Raw genomic sequence first — 18946 nt, 5'->3', positions numbered from 1 at the left:
TTTCAAGGCGCCCAAGGAGCGCTACATCTATACAACCCACGATATCGGCACAAATAGAGGGATCTTGAGAGTTCGAAAGCACACTTGGGGGGCGAGGTCGTGGCGAGCGGCCTGCGGCCCGCGCAATCAGAGGAGAAAGGCTGGGCCTTGTAGTAAAAAAAAAGGCCCTTGGAGATTTCTCCAAGGGCCTTTCGAAGTCCTTTTTAAGTCCTACGCGTCCAAACGCTTAGGGCGTTACGGGCGGCGGCTCATCCGTGTTCATGAGGTGGGCTTCCTCGTCCCGCTTTTTCAGATCACTCTGAATAACGGCCAGCTCTTCGCGTGTTAGGCGATAGAACAGTACAAATACAGCAGCGATCAGCGCCGCTATCCCAGGAGCAGCGGTTTGCAGCAACACAATACCGCCCTGAGAGGCACCGCTTTGGGCTTCGTTCGCTACGTAACCGAAGGCTGCCAGTATCCAAAGAATACCTGCCGCACCCGTTGCCGAACCGAGCTTTTTGGAGAAAGTGGCGGCGGCAAACGTCATGGCCGTTGCTCGCCGGTGCGTCTTCCATTCGTTAAAGTCGGCGGCGTCTGCGTACATGGACCAAGTGATCGGTGATTTCGGGCCGAGACAGAAGCTGATCAAAACATTCAATAAGAAAATGATCATCAGTTCTACCGGAAAGGTGCCACTGTCTACAGTAACGCGATTGCCTTCTTCATCGGTATAAGTGGCCAGTACGCTCACCGTTCTGCCATGAAAGTTTTCAAACGTGGCTTCTTGATACGTCTCGTCAGGAATATCCACTTTTTTGGTGAATACCCAGAAGGAGCGCTGGTGTACCTGCCACTGATAATCAGCATCTTCCGGCGGTGCAGAGATCATTCGATCAGCTTCAACGGTTACAGGATCGTTCCCACTGATGGTGACCACCCCATTCGCATCGGGCTTGGGCACGAAGTAGAAAATGATCGAGAGTATGCCCACCGCGACCATCAGAATCAGAATTAGCCGGGCTTTGTCCACATGGCGGGTCATCAAAGGCGTACTGGCGGCACCGATGGCCATAGCGGCCATCTGTAACCCTAGGTACAGCCCCAGCAAGTCCGGGCGCTCCAAAAAGTACGTCATGTAATAGTAAGAAGAGCCACCACGCATGGTGATGACCAGCATGATGATAATGGCCAGGGCAAACAGGATTAGCCAGGGGCCATTCTTGAGAAGGTCGCCAATATCTTGTACCGGGTCATTAATGCGTTTAATTGGAGCTTTGACCCTCTCCTTAGTAGTGAAGTAGGTCACCGAAAAAATACACGCGGCGATGAAACCGTACAGCGTCATGGTTAGCTGCCAGCCCTTCTCGAGATCACCCTGGCCGAAGTAGCTGACGAGGTCCAGCGTAAAATAGTTAACAAAGAAGCCGCCGGTAAAGGCGAAGATGAAGCGAATGCTGTACAGGGAGGTTCGATCCTGACTGTCGGCCGTCATTACGCCAGAAAGGGCGGCGTAAGGGGTGCTGAGCACCGTGTACATCAGCATCATCAGCGTGTAGGTAATGTAGGCATACACCAGCTTACCGGTGTCGCCGAGATCGGGAGTGCTGAAGGTGAGGACGGCAGCGCCGGCCATCGGGATGCCGGCAAAGAGCAGGTAGGGCCGGAATTTCCCCAAACGCGTCTGGGTGCGGTCGGCAATGGCACCCATGGCCGGGTCGGTAAAGGCGTCAATAATTTTGGTCGCGAACAGCATGGTCCCTGCGGCAGCAGCCGGGAGGCCAAAGACATCGGTGTAGAAAGCGGCCAGGAAGGACCCCATGGTGACCCAGTAGAGGTTAAAGCCGAAGTCGCCAAAGCCATAACCCAGTTTTTCCCGCAGGCGTAGCCTGGCGGTCCGATCTTCGAGTTGAGTAGTTGCCACAGAATGGCCCTCCTTAATAATTGTTATGGTAGCGCAACCATTTTTCGGAGCCTAGCTTAACCACCTTGGCGTTGAAAATCCAGTCTTTGTGGTGCAGGCCACTCCGAGGTGAACGGGTAGCTGTGGGTCCAGATTTAAACCACTTGATGCCCTACTCCCTGGGTTCGTTCATCCATGACAAATCGGTGTCTGTTGACGGTAGTCAGACAGGTAGCCGAACCCGGGTGATCGTTATGAGGATACGGCGGACGCTTGAGTCGAGGAGGTCGGCGGCATTCGCTGGCTGACTGCGGTGCCCACCATTGGAACCCTGTAGAACAAGGGGTAGACTCTACCGTTCAGCGAAGACGCCTTGTGACAGCAAGGAGCACTTCCGGTTTTTAAGGAGGAGTCTATGCGTACCGCTCTCCCGAACACGATTCGTTCCGTATCTCGCCTTGCGCTGTGTGCATCGCTGTTGCTTGGGCCTGCGCTCGCGCACGCGGACCGGTTTTCCAGTGGCACAGTTCGATTCAGTGGCAGCCTCAGTGCCACCAGCGCCTTTGGCGACAACTACGTACAAGTGGGGATTGGGCTGGGTTACTATTTGGCCGACGGGCTGGAGTTAGGGCTGGATGCCGGATCATGGCTCGGTGGGGAGAGAAATATCCACGAGCTGGCGCCCTCGCTAACCTACGTATTCACCCACGTCAGAACGGTTCAACCTTACATTGGCGCCCTTTATCGGCGCACGTTCATCGAAGGGCGAGAAGACCTCTCCGCTTACGGCGGTCGCGCGGGCGTCTTTCTCCAGCAATCACCCAACTGGATGGTGCGGGCCGGTGTAGTGGCTATCCGCAATCACAATTGCGACGACACCCTCTACGGGGATTGCACGGAGGTGTATCCGGAAGTTTCGATAGGGTTTTATTTCTAACACGTTCGCTCCAGCCTCACCCTCTTCCTTTCCTCATCATTCCTTTGCTCTCATCATCCCGCGCTGTCGGGGGATCCAGGTTCACCCCCTTACTTTCGTCATCCCCGCGTAGGCGGGGATCCAGATTTCATCGTTACCTATGTGCCCGGCTCAACACATCGCAGCTTCCCGTTTACATTGGGTTGAAAGCCCGTCACCCAAATCAGCTGCTTTCACAATGCATTGTCCTCCACGGCAATGAGCTTCGCCTATACAGCCGAGGACCCTCACCAGACGTCTTCCCCAGGTCCGGGGCGAATTGGTGGCTATGTTGGATGGTAATGACAGCGCTCGCCTCTAACCCTTGCGTAAACAAGCTTTACATTGTATGGTTAAACCATGAACGACAATGAACAAATCCTAAAAGGCCTTTTGGACACCCTAGTGCTGAGCGTACTGCGCCGGGGCCCGAACTATGGCTTTGGGATTTTAGTTGCGCTGCGTGAGCAACTGGGGGAGGACGGCGACATCCTTAAGGAGTCGACTCTCTACCCTTTATTACACCGCCTGGAGCGCCGTGAATTGCTGACTTCCTTTCGCCAGCCTGGCGACCGGGGAACGCCCAGAAAATATTACCAAGTGACCGTGCCCGGCGAAGCCTACTTGCAGAGCCGGGTGTACGAATGGCAGCGAGTGGCGCTTCTGTTACAGCGCACGATCCTGGCAGACAACAAGGAGCTGATATGAACTTGCGCGTGTTGACTCGATTTACTTCCAATGCTTTTCCAGAAGAGTTGTTGACCGATGTTTCGGCAATCAACGACTTCCTTAGAGAACTGGATGCCGAGTTAGTCGGTTCAGCCAAGGTGCGCAAAGAAACTCTGGAAGAAGTTCGGGATCACTTATTGGAGCATCATGCCGCGTTAATGGAAAAGGGAATGTCGTCCGAACAGGCTGCCCATGAAGCCCTGGGTGGTTTCGGATCAGCAAAGGAGCTCGGTGTTGAGCAACGCCGGGAGAAACGCTCCGAGTTTGTTAGAAACATACCCGTATTTGGACTTCCCTACGCGGTCTTGATGTCTTTGTTCAACTGGCTTTCTCAAGGCGTTGATCAGAGTTGGGTAGTCGCAACGGTGCATTTTTTCTTTTACTTTCTTTTCTTTGGAGCCGCCATGAGCGCGTGGACCACGTGTTGGAACCTAAGCGCTAAGCCGACCCACTCACTGGTCACTAAGTCCGAGCGCGACGATTCGGCGTTGGAGGTGTATTCCCCCAAAAGTGCCAAAGTGGCGGCCGTGTTCCTACTTTTAGGTATCGGAGCGGTCACTTTGATGTGCGTTCTCGGGCTATTTGGGGTGGGCTTTATGGCGCCGAACGGCCCGATTCTCAACATTTTCTTGTCAGCTTTAGGTATTAAGATACTTTCGGCGGTTCCACAAGCTTGGTCGCGAATTCGCATCAGTGACGATCAATTAACTCTCAAAACTCCATTTCGTCAACGCGTCGTACCGCTAACCAGAGTTACAGGCTTTACACTAATCCCTTACAGAAAGGCGTTCTTTCTTCCGGTATTGGGAAGAGCCTATTCGCTCACAGTAATCAACGATCTGGGAGAGCCCGAACGAGTCTTGCTGACCATTAATGGTGAAATGCACAACAGCGATCAACTCGTCGCCCTGTTAGAGAGCAAATGCCGAGGCGCGGCTGAAGCCGTTTAACTCGGTGGTGTTCCTGAGCTACGGTTGAAAGCTCCCCGGGCGTTGCTGCGACATGTTGGGATATTGCCGGCTGTTTGCCCGTCATTTGAGCCTCTCGTCTAATTTCTTCCTGGCACGCGTCAGCCGGTTGCTATAGCCCGTCAAATCCTTTACTTTCATGGTGTCCTGCCTCAACGCTGGGAAAACACCATGAACGAATCTAATAATAACGGTGCCGCCTATTGGCGGGCTAATCTACGCTTAATCGCGGGCTGCCTGTTTGTGTGGGCGCTGGTTTCATACGGGTTCGGGATTCTTCTGCGGCCGCTCTTATCCTACATTCCCATTGGCGGCACGGACCTGGGTTTCTGGTTTGCCCAGCAGGGTTCCATCATCACTTTCGTTGGCCTGATCTTCTTCTATGCCTGGCGTATGAACAAACTCGATAAAGAGTTTGGGTTGGAAGAGGAATAAGCCCGCATGAGTCAATTCACCATTAACCTACTGTTCGTAGGCGCATCTTTCGCGGTGTACATCGCCATTGCCATTTGGGCGCTGGCCGGCTCAACCCGGGAATTTTACGTAGCCAGCGCAGGGGTTCACCCGGTTGCCAACGGCATGGCTACGGCAGCGGATTGGATGTCCGCCGCCTCGTTTATTTCCATGGCTGGTATGCTGGCGGCGGGCGGCTACGCCAATTCAACTTTTCTGATGGGTTGGACCGGCGGTTTCGTATTGTTGGCCATGTTGCTGGCTCCCTACCTTCGCAAGTTCGGCAAGTTTACCGTGCCGGAATTCATTGGTGAGCGTTTCTACAGTCGCGGCGTGCGCGTGGTTGCGGTCGGTTGCCTTATTGTTGCCTCGGTGACTTATGTGATTGGGCAGATGACCGGCGCGGGGGTTGCGTTCTCGCGCTTCTTGGAAGTATCAAATGATCAGGGTCTGTTGATCGCGGCCATAGTGGTGTTTTTCTACGCGGTGCTCGGCGGCATGAAAGGCATTACTTACACCCAGGTGGCTCAGTACGTGGTGCTCATTACCGCTTACACCATCCCCGCCGTATTTATTTCCCTGCAGCTAACCAATAACCCCATTCCACCGCTGGGCTTGTTCTCCACTCATGTGGATTCCGGCATGCCCTTACTGCAAACGTTGGATGGCATTGTGCGGGATCTCGGTTTCCGCGATTACACCGCCGATGTGTCCAATAGGTTGAACATGGTGTTGTTTACCTTATCGCTTATGCTGGGCACCGCTGGTTTGCCCCATGTAATCATTCGCTTCTTCACCGTACCGAAAGTGGCCGACGCGCGTTGGTCAGCCGGCTGGGCACTGGTTTTTATTGCTGTGCTATACCTCACTGCGCCCGCCGTAGCGGCCATGGGCAAGTTGAATCTTCTGACCACCATTTATCCCGATGGGACAGATCAGCCTGCGCTGGAATACAGCGAGCGACCCGATTGGATTCAAACCTGGGAAACCACAGGTTTGATTCAAATCGAGGATAAAAACGAAGACGGCCGCATTCAGTACTACAACGATACGCCAGAGTTCCGCGACGTGGCGGAAGCCAGAGGGTGGGAAGGCAACGAGCTTACGTTTAACAACGACATCTTGGTATTGGCCAACCCTGAAATTGCTAACTTACCGGGGTGGGTCATTGGGTTGATTGCCGCTGGCGGCTTGGCCGCGGCCTTATCAACCGCAGCGGGCTTGTTGCTGGCCATATCCTCGTCGGTCAGTCACGACCTTATCAAGGGCATGATTAACCCCAGCATCAGTGAAAAGGGGGAATTACGCGCAGCGCGTATCTCCATGGCGGTGGCCATAGTAGTGGCCACCTGGCTCGGTATGAATCCGCCGGGTTTCGCTGCTCAAGTGGTGGCGTTGGCCTTTGGTATTGCAGCAGCGTCGATCTTTCCCGCGCTGATCATGGGTATTTTTTCCAAGCGCGTGAACAGTAAGGGCGCCATGGCCGGCATGCTCGCGGGCTTCTTCACCACCACGATCTATATCGCTTTGTATCTGGGGGTGTTTTTCATCCCCGGTACAGCGATGCTGGCCAACGGCAGTGAAACGTGGCTCTTCGGCATTTCGCCACTCTCGTTTGGTGCGGTCGGTGCGTTGATAAATTTCTCCGTTGCGTATGGCGTATCCCTGCTAACCGAAGAGCCGCCACAAGAAATTCAAGATTTGGTTGAAAGCGTTCGGTATCCGCGCGGTGCGGGTAAAGCCATTGATCATTAAGCTGTATTAAACATGGCGATGTTCTGGGAAATTGTGGCCACGGCGTTCGCCGGTTTGGGTGCAGCCGGCGTTGCTCTGGCTGTGAGGCGTTTTTCAAGACAGCGCCTGCCGAAATGGACGGTGCCGGCATTTGCCGGCCTGGGCATGTTGGCTTTTCAAATCTACAGCGAATACGACTGGTTTCATCATCAGCGCAGCCTGCTGCCGCAAGGCGTACAGGTAGTGAGAAGCGTAGAGGAATCGGTCCCTTGGCGGCCGTGGAGTTACGTGGTTCCGCAAACGGTGCGCTTTATGGCCGTTGACGTCGAGAATGCCTCGGTGAACCGCGCAAACCTTGATTTGGTTCTAGCCGATATTTACGTGTTTGAACGCCGACTCCCGGCACGACGCATACGGCAAGTCTTTCACTGCGCCCAGCGCGCGACGGCGATGTTTTCAGAGCAGTTAGAGTTTCCTTCTCCTGGAGAACCTGTGAGTGAACATTGGCGTCAACTGGACCATGACGATCCACTCTTTGCGGCGGTATGTCACGGCCTGAACCGGCGCTAGCGCCAAATCCTTTCACGGTTCCATTGTCGCGGCCGATGTGATTGAGGCCGGTGCCAGGGCCACCACTTCCGGGTTTGCTCCGCACAGCGCAGGACAACCACCTCTTCCTTACCCCGCTGACTCGTCATCCCGCGAAAGCGGGAATCCATTTTTTCCAGAAAGCCAACCGAATTGGCTGCCCGATCACTGCAGTTGCGGAGTTCTCCTGTTTTCCATCATCGACTTTTGAGATTTCTTCCAAAAGCAAACATGATATAGTCCCGCCGACCAGAATCGAGCCGCTTAGCGGCCCACAGAAGTTGAGGACCAAATGATTCGCCATATTTTATTGATCAAGTTTAAAAGTAGTGCCCACCCTCAAAAAATTGAGGCTCTGCAAGACCTGTTCGAGTCAATGCCGGATAAGATCGAAGGCGTAAGCGCCGTGGAGTGGGGGCTTAATGACAGTCCAGAGGGTAAGAACAAAGGATTTACTCATGCTGTGCTGATGACATTCGATGACGAAGAGGCTCGCCAACGCTATCTTCCGCACCCAGAGCATAGCGCTTTAAAGGAAGTGTTTATCCCGCTGTTGGAAGATATTGTTGTTTTCGATTATCAAGTTTAAATAGTGCTGCACCAGGCCGGCGCCGCCTAAGTGAATTTTACGCGCTCTCGGCGCAAGTACTAAATTCGCTTGCGTCGGCCTACCCTTCCCCCAGTCAAAACTACTTTGTTCAGACCCTACGGGCAGGTTGGAACACCTCGTTCTTTTGGGCGAACTCTTGAAAGCGAAAAAAAGCTAAAATTAAAAGTGGTACATCCATGTACCTAAATCCTTATTCGTACGTCCGTGTACTCTTCACGCTCCGACTACCATTAGTCCTTTGTCCCTGGCGATCGGTTATGACAGGACTCAGTCTCCACTGCCGTTGACGATTTGGTCCCAGTCGAGCAGCTGAAGTTCGCTGGGCGGAATTTCAGGGCCAATGTCATCGAGAAGAGAGAAGTCGGTTGCTATCGGGCAGCTCTCTATGTTCGAGAGCTCTTCCTCAGTGTCGGTGAAGTCATCTTCGATCAAGTTTGGCTGATACCCCCCCAGGCGCGTTGAGTACCGGACCCAGCCTCCGTCGCTCGACTGCCACTCTCCACATTGCGTAGTAACTGTGGAATAAAGAGGCCCGCCATATATGTCTGAACCATCGACTCGATGCATGTCAGAACGAGTACCGGCGCGGATCGAGCGGGTCGCAACAGTCGCTGTGGTTCTTGACTTGACGACAAAAACATCCCTGTCCGGATCTCTATCCATTACCGTTCGTTGACGGTTTCCCCATAATAACTGCGTTCCATTGGGTATCTGATAGTGCCCGGCCGCATATTCGATTACGATCTCATCAGCCATCGAGTTGTAACTGACCTGCCAAACGTTTATGCGGCGGTAGTCAGTATATTCATTTGTTTCGTTTGGCGCAGAAGATATGCTCTCCGAACGACGCCCAAGCCGTTGAGGGCCGGCCCAAAATTCGGAGATGGTGTTTAACGCTTCTGGGGATGATTGATCTCGGCTACCGAGTGTTCTAACTACCAGTTGAATAAGATGCCTCGCCTCTATGCCCGGCACCCACTCCCAACAGACGCGGTGGTTGGTCTCGACCGATACGTCGTTGCAATCTTCCCCAATGTTCAGTTGAACTTCTTTGACCGATGAGTCCCCCCACTCATTTGTTACAACGAAAGTGAACCGATCATCACCCGTATAATCAAAATCGGGCCGGTACGTGTAGATGCCGAGTTTCTCGTCATCCAGTACTACTTCTCCATAATCGGGGTGATCTACGATTTCGAACAACTCCGCGTTGTGGGCGTCAAGAACATCCCGCCAACCCCCGTTTTTAAGTACCATCGAGCTAGCACTTTGAAATGCACTCGGCGGGCCCAACGGCTTTAGCACGGCGTCGAAAGTTTGGGCCCAGTCCCCAGCGCTGTCTGCCACTTCAAATGAAAACGCAACCGGATCGTCACTGGCCTGACCCGAGGCAAAAGCGAATTCAAGCTCGAGCGCGGCACCAACATTCTCGGCGGAAACCTCAATGTGCTGTGGAGATATCACCGCAACGGTCAGTTCCTTGACCTCAAGCTCCTCTTCTACCTCTCGCTCCAGGTTGCCGAGTTCGGCTAGGAAATCCGGTTTTGGCAGCTCCAAGCCTATATTGCGAAAGAGATCGGCCGCGCTCTCGTAATAATCTGCGAGCGTGTGAGCCATACCAATGGCGTGATCGGTGACCAGCTCGGAAAGTTGGTACGGCTGAACAACACTCACCTGAAATCCGGCTGACTCGGAGTGGGTAAACACCAACTCACTGGCGACACTCTTGCGCATAGAGTCAAATTTATTTGATGAGCGAAAGGTAGAGAGCTCGGCCAATTTTGCAAGAGCGTCGTCAAACGGCCCGAAACAATGATCCCGTATACCTTTCAAGCCGTTGTCTACGAGCAGTACGCCAGTGGCGATGCCAACGGCCGCTATTGATACCCCTAACGGTCCCGTAGGGCTTATTGCAACGCTGTAGACCGCCACAATTACACCGGAAACGAACTGTTTCGCATGCGGCATGCATCCGCTTATTTTCTGCGCGGCCACATAATCGTCCTCCGGATATTCGACAATATTCGCATGCAGTATCAGAGCAATCTGCTCGGCTTCCTCAGGGTCTAGATCGGCGATTTCGCCCCGATGGTCCAACAACAACTGTTTGGCCTGCGCAACGAAGGCTTCCAACTCTGGGTCGACGCCAGCAAGACTTGCAAGTAGCGAATCTGCCTCAATAATTGTCGCGTCTACCCGGTCGACGAGGTAGTCCTTTGGCATCATGCCGGAGGGTAAAGTTGTTTGTGTGATGTCGATGTCTAGCTCGAACTCGCGCTCCGCTGTGCTGGCCACAAGTCGATAGCTACCGGGGACTGTCTCGCCCGGCACAACGAAGTATAGGTAAGGGCCAAGTTGCTCCGCGTCCAGTGCGTATGTTTGCTGTCCGTCATCAAGTTGAAGGGTTAATCCTGAAGTGGGTGTACGCACATCGAGCCACACGGCTTCGTGCGTACCGTAGTCAATTTTTGCATTCACCAGCTCGATACCGCTGGCGCACTCCACGGTCAGAAGGGTTTCGTGGATAAGGCGACCTTCAGGGCTGTCGAACGCGCAAATCTGGTTGTCGGGATGGCCGCTAACCTCAAAGGAGAAGGCTTGCTCAGTTGTCAATGCCACGTACTCACCGTCGGCCTGGATCTCCAGCGTTGCTCCACTGAATCGCTCACGAATTGACAGTGTTGTTCCTTCCGCGAGGCCGGAGACGGCAACCGTGAGTTGTGCGCTTTCCGTTTCCGTCTCGTTATCGTCGACTTCGTCGACGTCTGAGGGGTCCAGTTCATCCTCATTGTCCGGTGGGCTGGTTATGATGCCTCCATGGTTTCCCCCAGTTGCCGGAGGATCTGACTCCCCGCCGCCCCCGCAAGCCGTCAGCACCACGGCCGCGGCCAAAACAATAAGCCATTCTTTAAACATGTTCTTACCTATTTCCGCTCAACGTAGAGGCCGTTACTCCATAGAACCCCATGAAGGTAAAGATGCCCTTAAACAGCCTAGCGCACCGTTGCCCAAAGGGAGAGTCCCACAAAAGTGGGGAAATGTCGCGAAATACAATAACTTGTAAGCATACTAGGACCCAGCCAGATCGCCGTAAGCTTAAAGCCGGAACGGGGAAACCCGACCCTGACGTGCTTATTTGAGAGCCGATGGAGCTGGTGAGCCGACAGTTAGCCTATCAACGGCATTTGGGGAAAAAATCCCCCAAACGGGGGAATCTGGCGTAAAAAACAGCTACACTGCCCCTAGCGGTCGTCCATGCGCGGCTAACAATAAAAACCGACCAAAATGAGAGCCCCAATGTATCCGGGGTTTTGCCAATATGAATAAAAACATCGTACAAGACCCAGTCTTCTTTAATCCCGACTACCACGATTTAATCGGTTTGATATACGACTCCGTTACCAGTGGCGATGGCTTTCGGCCGTTTCTGCAGCGGTTTATGGAAGTGTTCGGTGGACACAGCGCCAGTTTCGCCATCTACGACACCAAGAATAATGTCCCCTTGGGCTATTGGGTGGTGAACATTCCGGAACATGCCTTAAAGTTTTACATTGACAATGTTGCGCACCAGGATGTATTGGTCGAAACCGCTATTGCGGTGCGTCAGCGCGACGGGCTGCGCTTTGTGGCTACCAACCTCGATATAGAGAACATTGAGGAAGTCGGCAAAGTCACTCGAGCAGACGAATGGCTTGCCAGCTTCGGCGCTCGTATCGCTGCGGGTGCCATTGCCTTCCACAGCGATACATACTTAAACTTTTTTGGAATGCAGCGTTCCGAAAATCAGCCTGATTTCAGCCGAGAAGAATTGGCGGTATTTGATCAATTCCTGCCACATATTAATCGGGCGGCGGAACTGTACACCAAGATGGGCGAACTAAAACGGGAGAATATTCCTGAACGCACAGCACTTGATCAGGTACAGCAGGGCATTCTCATTTTCGACGCTACCTTTAAGGTCGTGTTCAAAAATAAAACGGCTGATGATGTCATTGCCAATAACAAGGGCTTGCGTCTAAATGAGGATGGTATGTTCTCTTTCCATGAGAAGGAGTTTTCCCGAGAATTCATCATCAGCCTTTCAGAAGCAGTACGAGCCTCGCTAGAATCAACCGATCAAACCGAAGCCGTTTTGTGCTACAGCCACGGAGACCAAAATCTCACAGTCATCGTTTCGCCGCTTGCCACCGGCAAGCCGGGTTCAGGAGAAGCCTCAAAACGGGGCGGCGCGATGATTAGTCTTTATGACTGGGCCAATCGTCCCAGCGTTAGTCCTGAACAGTTGGAGCGGTTCTTTGGATTGTCACGCGCCGAATCGCGGGTGTCAGCGTTTCTTCTCAGCGGTTACAGCACCATCGACATCGCGGAACAACTCAATCGTTCCAGGGAAACCGTCAAATCCCACTTGCAATCTATTTATCGGAAAACCAACACCAGCCGCCAAGGGGAACTGGTAGCGCTGTTGGCAGCAAGTAGCGGTGTTGGTTGACCGGAGGACGCGCTCCACTCTCGCGTAATTTTCGTGAGGGTGGGGTGGCGGCGGGTCCTTTTAAAGGGTTTGAAAGCTACTAGCGCCGGACGTCCGCTGCTGAACACGAGGGTCGCCCTTGTAGCGAATGTGTGACGCACCGCTGGCGTTCCCATCCAGAGACTCTTCCGCATGAACCAATATGTTGGACGCGCCGCTTGCACTTGCGCGCACTTGTTGGCTCAAAATCGAACTTCCTTCAAACCGACTGGCACCACTGGCATGCACGTCTAGCTTCTTTAGCTGGCCGCCCGCGCTGACGTCAATTCTAGAGGCCCCGCTTAACGCGATCCGTGCACTCTCGCCAGATAGCTCACTCGTTTCTATGCGACTGGCACCCGAGAGTTCCGCATCCAGATTGAAGATACTTATCTTGTCAGCCGACACCCGGCTGGCGCCAGAGAGCTTTATTTCAACGTTCGTGCCATTCATTTCGTCCAGGGTGACTATCACAGCCTTACTGGCATGCAACAAACTCAGTTCCGGCAGCTCAAGGAAAAACACGGGCGTCTCGTGGTTACCTCCGAACCAGCGGCGCGGTGCGGGCTCAGGCTTAACTCCCAGAGTTAAGCGATCACCTTTGGCCTTCACGATAAGGCGGGACAGAACTTCCTCTGTTCCTTCCGCCCGCAGGCTAGGCGTCGCACCTTGTCTTATATGAATCTCTGCGGCACCACTCGCAACAATTTCTCGCACGTCGCCAATATCGAACGTTTGCGTTTGTACTTGTTCGGCGATTGCGCCGACCGATGCCAACAGGCACAAAGTGCCGATCATCAAACTCTTTATGTTCATAACGTTTGTCCCCGTAAATTAAAAAGTGGTTTTCAAAATGTGGTCAGCATAGTTAAAATGTTGTCGTCATTCCCGCGTAGGCGGGAATCTATGCAAAAATTTCGCCTAAGGTTCCAATTCAAATCACTGTAGTTCGTCAGGCGTTTGCAATTGTCATGTTCCTAGTTCGACCGATTGATCACTTCAATTATCTGATTCATGGCTGGATCTTCTCCTGAGAAATAGTTTTCTGAAGAGAGCGTTACGGGCAAGTGCGGGGCAACCCACAGTCGGTGATCCTCGGCCATCGATGCCTGATGATGCTGTGAAGAAACAATGCCCCACACGCCGCTATACGGAAGCTTAAACCAACCGGCCTCACCAAGATGGTTCGGCCTACTACCACTTGGCTCTCCGACAATGACTGCATCCGTTAGCCTATTTATATCTGCCAGCAACAAGTGGGCGGCAGAAAATGTATTACGACCTACAATAACAAACAACCGATTCTTTTTGCTTTGTGCCTCAAAATGGATTAGAACTCTTGTCAGTGGAGGCAGAATTGAACCGTCTCCGCCACTATTGTGTCGCAAGTCGAGAACTAGATTCTCTACCTTGTTATCCGCAATTCGTTGGTGAATCTCATCGCTAAAATCAGAAATCGACTGTGATTCATTCTGAGCAACGGCATTTAGCTGTACATAAATGTAGTTGTCCTTAGTATTCTCAAAATACCAGTAGTTTTCATCTTTTCTTCTTAAATACTCTGGGTTGTTAGTACTTTCAATAGCAGGGAGCGTGGGAAAACCTGAAAAATTGAAAGATCCACCCGATAATTTAGTTAATTCAGAATTTCCGTTTTCGTCAACAAAAGTGAAAGCGATTTCTTTCGTGTCGCTGACTATGCCAAGCCCGTTAAGAACTTCGGGCATCGACAGGTAATAAGGCCCCAACCAATACTGTTGCATCTCATTATCTCGGGCGTTAATGCTCGCTATTCTAGTTAATACATCCGAAACCGGGGTTCCTTCCACAGTAATGACTTTGCGCCCAATCAGGTGTCTGTGGGTAGGCTCAGCATTTACTACATATATGCCATCGCTAAACCAATAGAACTCCACAGGTAGCCGAGTAAATGCACCTTTTAAGGAGTGAGTAGGCACAACAAAGTTATGTCCATTTCCTACGCTGGCCAACAATTCCATAAAGTTAAATACAATTTGTTGATCGCTCAGTTCTGGGATCCGTTCAGCGATTGATTCAGCTTTTATATAAAGGTCTTCTTTAGAAACTGTGTGGTATGGATCAACATGAAGACGCTTAATTTCGCTCAGCAAGAATTGCAAGTCTTTGGTCCAGTACTCATTTCTAGATAAGTTCTGTTCAAGGAAAGCTCCAGAGAGCTTTTTGTATTCTGAGTCGTCAGAGATTCTCTCAAACTTGTCGCTCTCAATGAGTGACATCCTGTCGTCCCACCTAAAGTCGAGAGCCTTTTGGATCCAAGCAAGCGCCTGTGGCTTGTTGCCAGAAGCGGAGTAGCTGTGTGCTATATTGATCATTATATCGTTGGAGGGGTAAGACGTTGATTCTACACCTGTCAGGATCGTACCAAGCTGAAGCGTCTGTTTTAGTGCAGGTATTGCTTTACTATACTGTGCAATTTGCAGGTACCCGTGCCCTAAAAGAAACCAAGTATCCCCATCGTCCTGATATTGTTTAACTAACTTCTCAAGTAGCGGAATAGCCTTCTCCCACTCCCCATTTTTTGCAAGCGCAACCGCTTGGCTGCGCATTACCCAATATTCGGCACCGTTAGCGGGAAAATTGACAGAGGGAGGTCGGGCTGTAGCATCATTGGTAAACGCAGTTGATTTGGATGATGCCAACACCGGTGCCGTTGTAACTACTAGACACAGTGCGGCTGATACTAATATCGTTTTCATAAAATCTAATCCTGTGCGGTAGAGAACGTTGACGCTGTCTTGGCCGAGCGCTTGGTCCTAGCTAATACGTGGCCCGGCGTTACTGCCGTGGCGTGGATACACAGCCTGAAATTTGGCTCACGGCCACCAGAAACAGTGCGGCGGTACTGGTCTTGTTCATGGTGTCTGTCCTTGTGCGAGACCCCGCCGGAGCCGGGTTACATGATGAAGAATGCCAAATCTGGCGTCTTTAGATATGCTGTTATACGAAACTATAACACCATATCTAAGTTGCGCAAGGGTTTTTTGGTGGGGATACGGAGTGGGAAGGTGCGTAGAGGGTTGAAGTGGTGGCGGTTAGGGCATCACACGCCCGATAGCCTTGCCCTTCAAGATAGTGAGCATTGAAGGATAGGTCTCGACAGTCGGTTAACGCAGGGTCTGGTTAGTATGGGCGCTGAAAATTCTGGGGGCGAGAAAGATGGTGAGGCCAGGGGCCCCTACTGCAAGGGCGCCAGGAAACCTGTCTAACGTATCAGTTTGAAGTCTGGCTGTTGGTAACAGCCTTTTTCCAGCAATAAACACGCATGGGCGGCACATTGCGCCACTCGGTCGAGGACACCGGCTCACCCATAAAGGGTCGAGTAATGGTGGCGACCTCGCCCCTAAATTGATAAGCCACAAAACGCCCTTTCTCTCTCAGCTCTTCCCGCACGGCTTTAACCACATTGGCGCCCACCTCTTTCGGCATCGTAGAAAATGGAATGCCAGAAATGACGGCGTCCGGCGCACTGAGATTGTATTCTTTAAGAATGCGGGACAAATCCGCTGCGCTACCCAAATGATTAATTAAGCGCGAATCCGAGATATTCTCATTGAGCAGATCAATAAATTCGTTGCTCATATCAATGGTGAGCAACTTGGCGTCCCCCGGTAAACTACTGAGGATAGCCTGGGTAGTACCGCCGGTGCCCGGTCCCAGCTCCACTACCAAGCGCGCCTCAGTCAAATCGGCCGCATCCAGGATTCTCTGCTCAAGAAATCTAGAGCTGGGGATAACCGACCCGACTTCCTGTGGGTTGCGCAAAAAACCTGCAAAAAATGCTTGCCAGTTGGTTTCGCGCGCCCTGGTACGGGATGAAGCCAGGCTTTTGTTATCCATAGTACTCCTCATATAAACGACGTTAGCGGTTGCAAGAGTGTTGGTTAAGCCATCCTAGCAAAAATAGCCCCGTCATGGAGAGCTGTAGAATAGTCACTTAACAGCGGATGGTGTTGGTGCGATCCGCGACATCCACTTCATTGCCGTTTATTAGAGTGGGTGTCCGAGTAGTAGTTCTCCCCTGGTTAAAGGGGCGGTGCGCTCCCCTACCCGTCTAAATATCCCATTCAGATTCGCAATAAACCGCGTGCATGGGCGGTTCATCCGTTAGTTCCTCGGGTGTATCCGTCTGACTGGCGCGCACATAAACCTGATGGCGCTCTTCGTCGACCGCTGTCCATTGAGAGGGGAAGCGGGATTTCAGGTCGGACTGGATCTGTACTGCCTGAGCGAAGTTACCCAACTCATAGTGCGCCCGGGCAAGGAACAGCAACTGTTGGCGTGTGGCAACAGGTTCGTTTGCGAGATCGATGACTTTTTCATAATCCTCGCGTGCCAGGTGAATGCGCATTTCGGAATAGATGGCGTAGCCCTCGGTTACAGGCATGGCGGCTTGGCGGCTGTAAGTTCTTGCCTGTGCCAATATGGCTAAGGCCTGATCGTGCTCACCTAGCGCCGCGTAAGCCCAGGCCTGTAATACCAGTGACGATGCCCGATATGCTGGCGAGTCTACTGACGCGATAAAATCGCCCAACGCTACAGCGGCCGCCGTTAACTTGTCGTCATCAGGTCCATGCAGACCCAGGTGCCGCTGATCGAGCCCTTGGTCCAGGATGGTGAACGCTTTGAAGAAGGCCAGATCATTTTGCGAGCGGTGGTTGCCCAGCTCATCCACAACAGCCTGCGCTTGTGCCGCATAGTCTGCAGCGGCCACGCCCTCGCGAAACTGCAGATGGAAAAAGGTGGCGTACAGCAAGCTATCCACCAGTTCGTGTTTCTGTCCCGTGGCTTGGTAAAGCGCAATGGCCTTTTCCAGTGATTTCAGCCGATCATCCAAGTCGACTTGATAATTTTGCGCTAGCGCCAAATGCGTAGCGGCCAGCATGGGCTGGCTCCCCAGCTGGGTGTACAAATTCAGAGCCTTCTGTAAACGCGCGCGGCTCAAGCCCAAATCCTGCTGGGGGTCTATATCCAGGCCATTACTGATGGGGCTTCCCAAATGGTAGAGTTTGTCCGCCTCAATGTGCAGGTCGCCATGGCGAGGCATAAGATCGTGTGCCTTGCTGAGCCATCGGGCGTGCTCCTCCCATTGTCGATCCGACCACGCCAGCTGGGCCTGAAGCCGGTAAGCATCCGCAGCCAGCTGCATACTGGCTTGTGTCTCAACCAGCGGGAAGAGCAGCTCCAACTTGTGCCGGGCTTGCGTGTTGTTCCCCTGCCGGTGGGCTAGCTCCGCCTGCCAATACAGCCGGAAGGCATCGAGCTGCTGGCTGGCACCACCGAAAGCGCTTTCAACTTCACGCAGCTGCGCTTGCGCCTCCTGCCAGCGTCCGAGTAAAACATTCGATTGTGCAAGGTAGGCCAAAGCCCAGGGGTTTTGCTGATCGATCAAATAGGCTGCTTGGAAGAATTCATGAGCCCTCAGGGGCCCCGTTAAATAGAGAGCGTTCATTCCCTCCGCCAACGCTTGCCCCGCCAGGCCCTGAGCAAAATTTCCCTTGGCGCCGTTCAAGGTCAGTCGGCTGTCGTGTTCCGTCTGTAACAAAAGCACAATTTGTTGCGCCACTGCCCCGGTCGCGTCCGGCAGTGACGGATAGATAATCGAGCCCTGCTTCGTGCGGCCATCTCGGTACAACAACTGGAAGTCCAGCACCTGGGAGTTGTTGTGTTCGCGAACGCTACCCAACAGCGCGTAATCCTCCTGTCGCTGGTTGAGCAGGCCGCGAATGTGCACGGGCAGCGCCGGCCAGTCGAGTTGCTCGCTCAGCAAAAGGGCATTGGTCACGGCGGGCGTCATCACCCGCAAGGACGTTGAGGCTTGTATATGGTTGGCCAACATATCGGCGAAGCCCAGCTCCAGCCATTCCTTGCCTGGGTCGCCCGTCTCATTGGTGAAAGGAAACACCAAAAGCGAGGGCGTCGTCTCGGAGGACGAATCCGCCGTCACGGCGGTGCCCCGCTGGGACCAAGTCAGCCAGAAGGCGGCACCGGCCATTAGCGTAAGGCATAGGGCGAGTACCGCTACGCGAGGAAAGCTGATACCCAATGCTCGCGGGGTTTTCCTACTTGCTTGACTCGGTTCAGGTGTCGGGCTCTTCACTTCACCGCCAGCGTCGGGCTCTGCGTCAAGTGGCTCTTCAGTTACGAGCGCTATCCACTGATATCCACGCTGGGGAAACGTCTTCACAAACTCGGGCGCCCGGGCGCTATCACCCAGTGCTTTGCGCAGCTCTTTGATGGATTGGGTCAGGGAATTCTCGCGGTAATCGCTGTGTTGCCAAAGCGCTTCCAGTAACTCCTGCTTGGAAACTAGCCTCGCGCGATTTTCAAGCAGATAGGTGAGAAGGCTGCTGACCTTGTGCCGCAGCGCGACCGGTGCACCGTCAGCGGCACGCAGCTCGCCCGTGGCAGGAAGGTACGTGTAAGAACCGAATTTGAAGAGAATCATGTAGGTGCCGCAGGTAATTAGACCACCGCCAGT

General features: G+C 53.0%; 14 protein-coding genes. 8 read left to right on the top strand and 6 right to left on the bottom strand.

The window, feature by feature from the left end; translation table 11 throughout:
• Positions 1-226: 226 nt before the first annotated feature.
• Positions 227-1903: an MFS transporter gene (locus tag RBH33_RS09305; protein ID WP_306731901.1), complete on the bottom strand. Its 1677-nt coding sequence runs from the start codon at positions 1901-1903 to the stop codon at positions 227-229.
• Between the two features lie 394 nt (positions 1904-2297).
• Between RBH33_RS09305 and RBH33_RS09300 the strand changes: the two genes are divergently transcribed.
• The 7 genes from RBH33_RS09300 to RBH33_RS09270 all read left to right on the top strand — a co-directional run bounded on the left by RBH33_RS09300 (position 2298) and on the right by RBH33_RS09270 (position 7898).
• Positions 2298-2819 (top strand): porin family protein, encoded by a 522-nt coding sequence (locus RBH33_RS09300; RefSeq protein ID WP_306731900.1) that lies wholly within the window; start codon positions 2298-2300, stop codon positions 2817-2819.
• Between the two features lie 378 nt (positions 2820-3197).
• Positions 3198-3545 carry a PadR family transcriptional regulator gene (locus tag RBH33_RS09295; protein WP_306731899.1) on the top strand — a complete coding sequence of 116 codons (348 nt, stop codon included), beginning with the start codon at positions 3198-3200 and terminating at the stop codon, positions 3543-3545.
• On the top strand, positions 3542-4516 hold the full coding sequence (locus tag RBH33_RS09290) for a permease prefix domain 1-containing protein (RefSeq protein ID WP_306731898.1): 975 nt from the start codon (positions 3542-3544) through the stop codon (positions 4514-4516). Before RBH33_RS09295 ends, RBH33_RS09290 begins: the two co-directional genes overlap by 4 nt.
• A gap of 189 nt (positions 4517-4705) precedes the next feature.
• On the top strand, positions 4706-4969 hold the full coding sequence (locus RBH33_RS09285; protein ID WP_306731897.1) for a DUF4212 domain-containing protein: 264 nt from the start codon (positions 4706-4708) through the stop codon (positions 4967-4969).
• A gap of 6 nt (positions 4970-4975) precedes the next feature.
• Positions 4976-6742 carry a sodium:solute symporter family protein gene (locus RBH33_RS09280; RefSeq protein ID WP_306731896.1) on the top strand — a complete coding sequence of 589 codons (1767 nt, stop codon included), beginning with the start codon at positions 4976-4978 and terminating at the stop codon, positions 6740-6742.
• A gap of 12 nt (positions 6743-6754) precedes the next feature.
• Entirely contained in the window at positions 6755-7291 is a 537-nt protein-coding gene (locus tag RBH33_RS09275; RefSeq protein WP_306731895.1) for a hypothetical protein, read from the top strand.
• A gap of 310 nt (positions 7292-7601) precedes the next feature.
• The gene (locus tag RBH33_RS09270) at positions 7602-7898 is read left to right on the top strand and encodes a Dabb family protein (RefSeq protein WP_306731894.1); all 297 of its coding nucleotides are present in this window, start codon (positions 7602-7604) and stop codon (positions 7896-7898) included.
• Between the two features lie 288 nt (positions 7899-8186).
• On the opposite strand, the gene RBH33_RS09265 is transcribed toward RBH33_RS09270, so the two are convergent.
• On the bottom strand, positions 8187-10835 hold the full coding sequence (locus tag RBH33_RS09265; RefSeq protein WP_306731893.1) for an Ig-like domain-containing protein: 2649 nt from the start codon (positions 10833-10835) through the stop codon (positions 8187-8189).
• A 403-nt stretch (positions 10836-11238) separates the two neighbouring features.
• On the opposite strand from RBH33_RS09265, the gene RBH33_RS09260 reads away from it, so the two are divergent.
• Positions 11239-12408: a helix-turn-helix transcriptional regulator gene (locus tag RBH33_RS09260; protein WP_306731892.1), complete on the top strand. Its 1170-nt coding sequence runs from the start codon at positions 11239-11241 to the stop codon at positions 12406-12408.
• A 60-nt stretch (positions 12409-12468) separates the two neighbouring features.
• Here RBH33_RS09260 and RBH33_RS09255 read toward each other — a convergent pair whose 3' ends face one another.
• From RBH33_RS09255 to RBH33_RS09240, 4 genes are all read right to left on the bottom strand, one after another.
• Positions 12469-13242, bottom strand: a complete 774-nt coding sequence (locus RBH33_RS09255) for a GIN domain-containing protein (RefSeq protein ID WP_306731891.1) — start codon at positions 13240-13242, stop codon at positions 12469-12471.
• Between the two features lie 161 nt (positions 13243-13403).
• Positions 13404-15164, bottom strand: coding sequence for a hypothetical protein (locus RBH33_RS09250; RefSeq protein WP_306731890.1), 1761 nt, complete (start codon positions 15162-15164; stop codon positions 13404-13406).
• A 514-nt stretch (positions 15165-15678) separates the two neighbouring features.
• The gene (locus RBH33_RS09245) at positions 15679-16305 is read right to left on the bottom strand and encodes a class I SAM-dependent methyltransferase (RefSeq protein WP_306731889.1); all 627 of its coding nucleotides are present in this window, start codon (positions 16303-16305) and stop codon (positions 15679-15681) included.
• 214 nt (positions 16306-16519) lie between these two features.
• Positions 16520-18913, bottom strand: a complete 2394-nt coding sequence (locus RBH33_RS09240) for a winged helix-turn-helix domain-containing protein (RefSeq protein ID WP_306731888.1) — start codon at positions 18911-18913, stop codon at positions 16520-16522.
• Between the last annotated feature and the right edge of the window lie 33 nt (positions 18914-18946).

Origin of the sequence: Marinimicrobium hydrolyticum (genome assembly GCF_030848505.1) — a bacterium.
GTDB lineage: Bacteria > Pseudomonadota > Gammaproteobacteria > Pseudomonadales > Cellvibrionaceae > JAVDDU01.
The sequence above is the reverse complement of the archived record's forward strand: the minus strand, read 5'-3'. Positions and strand labels throughout refer to the sequence as shown.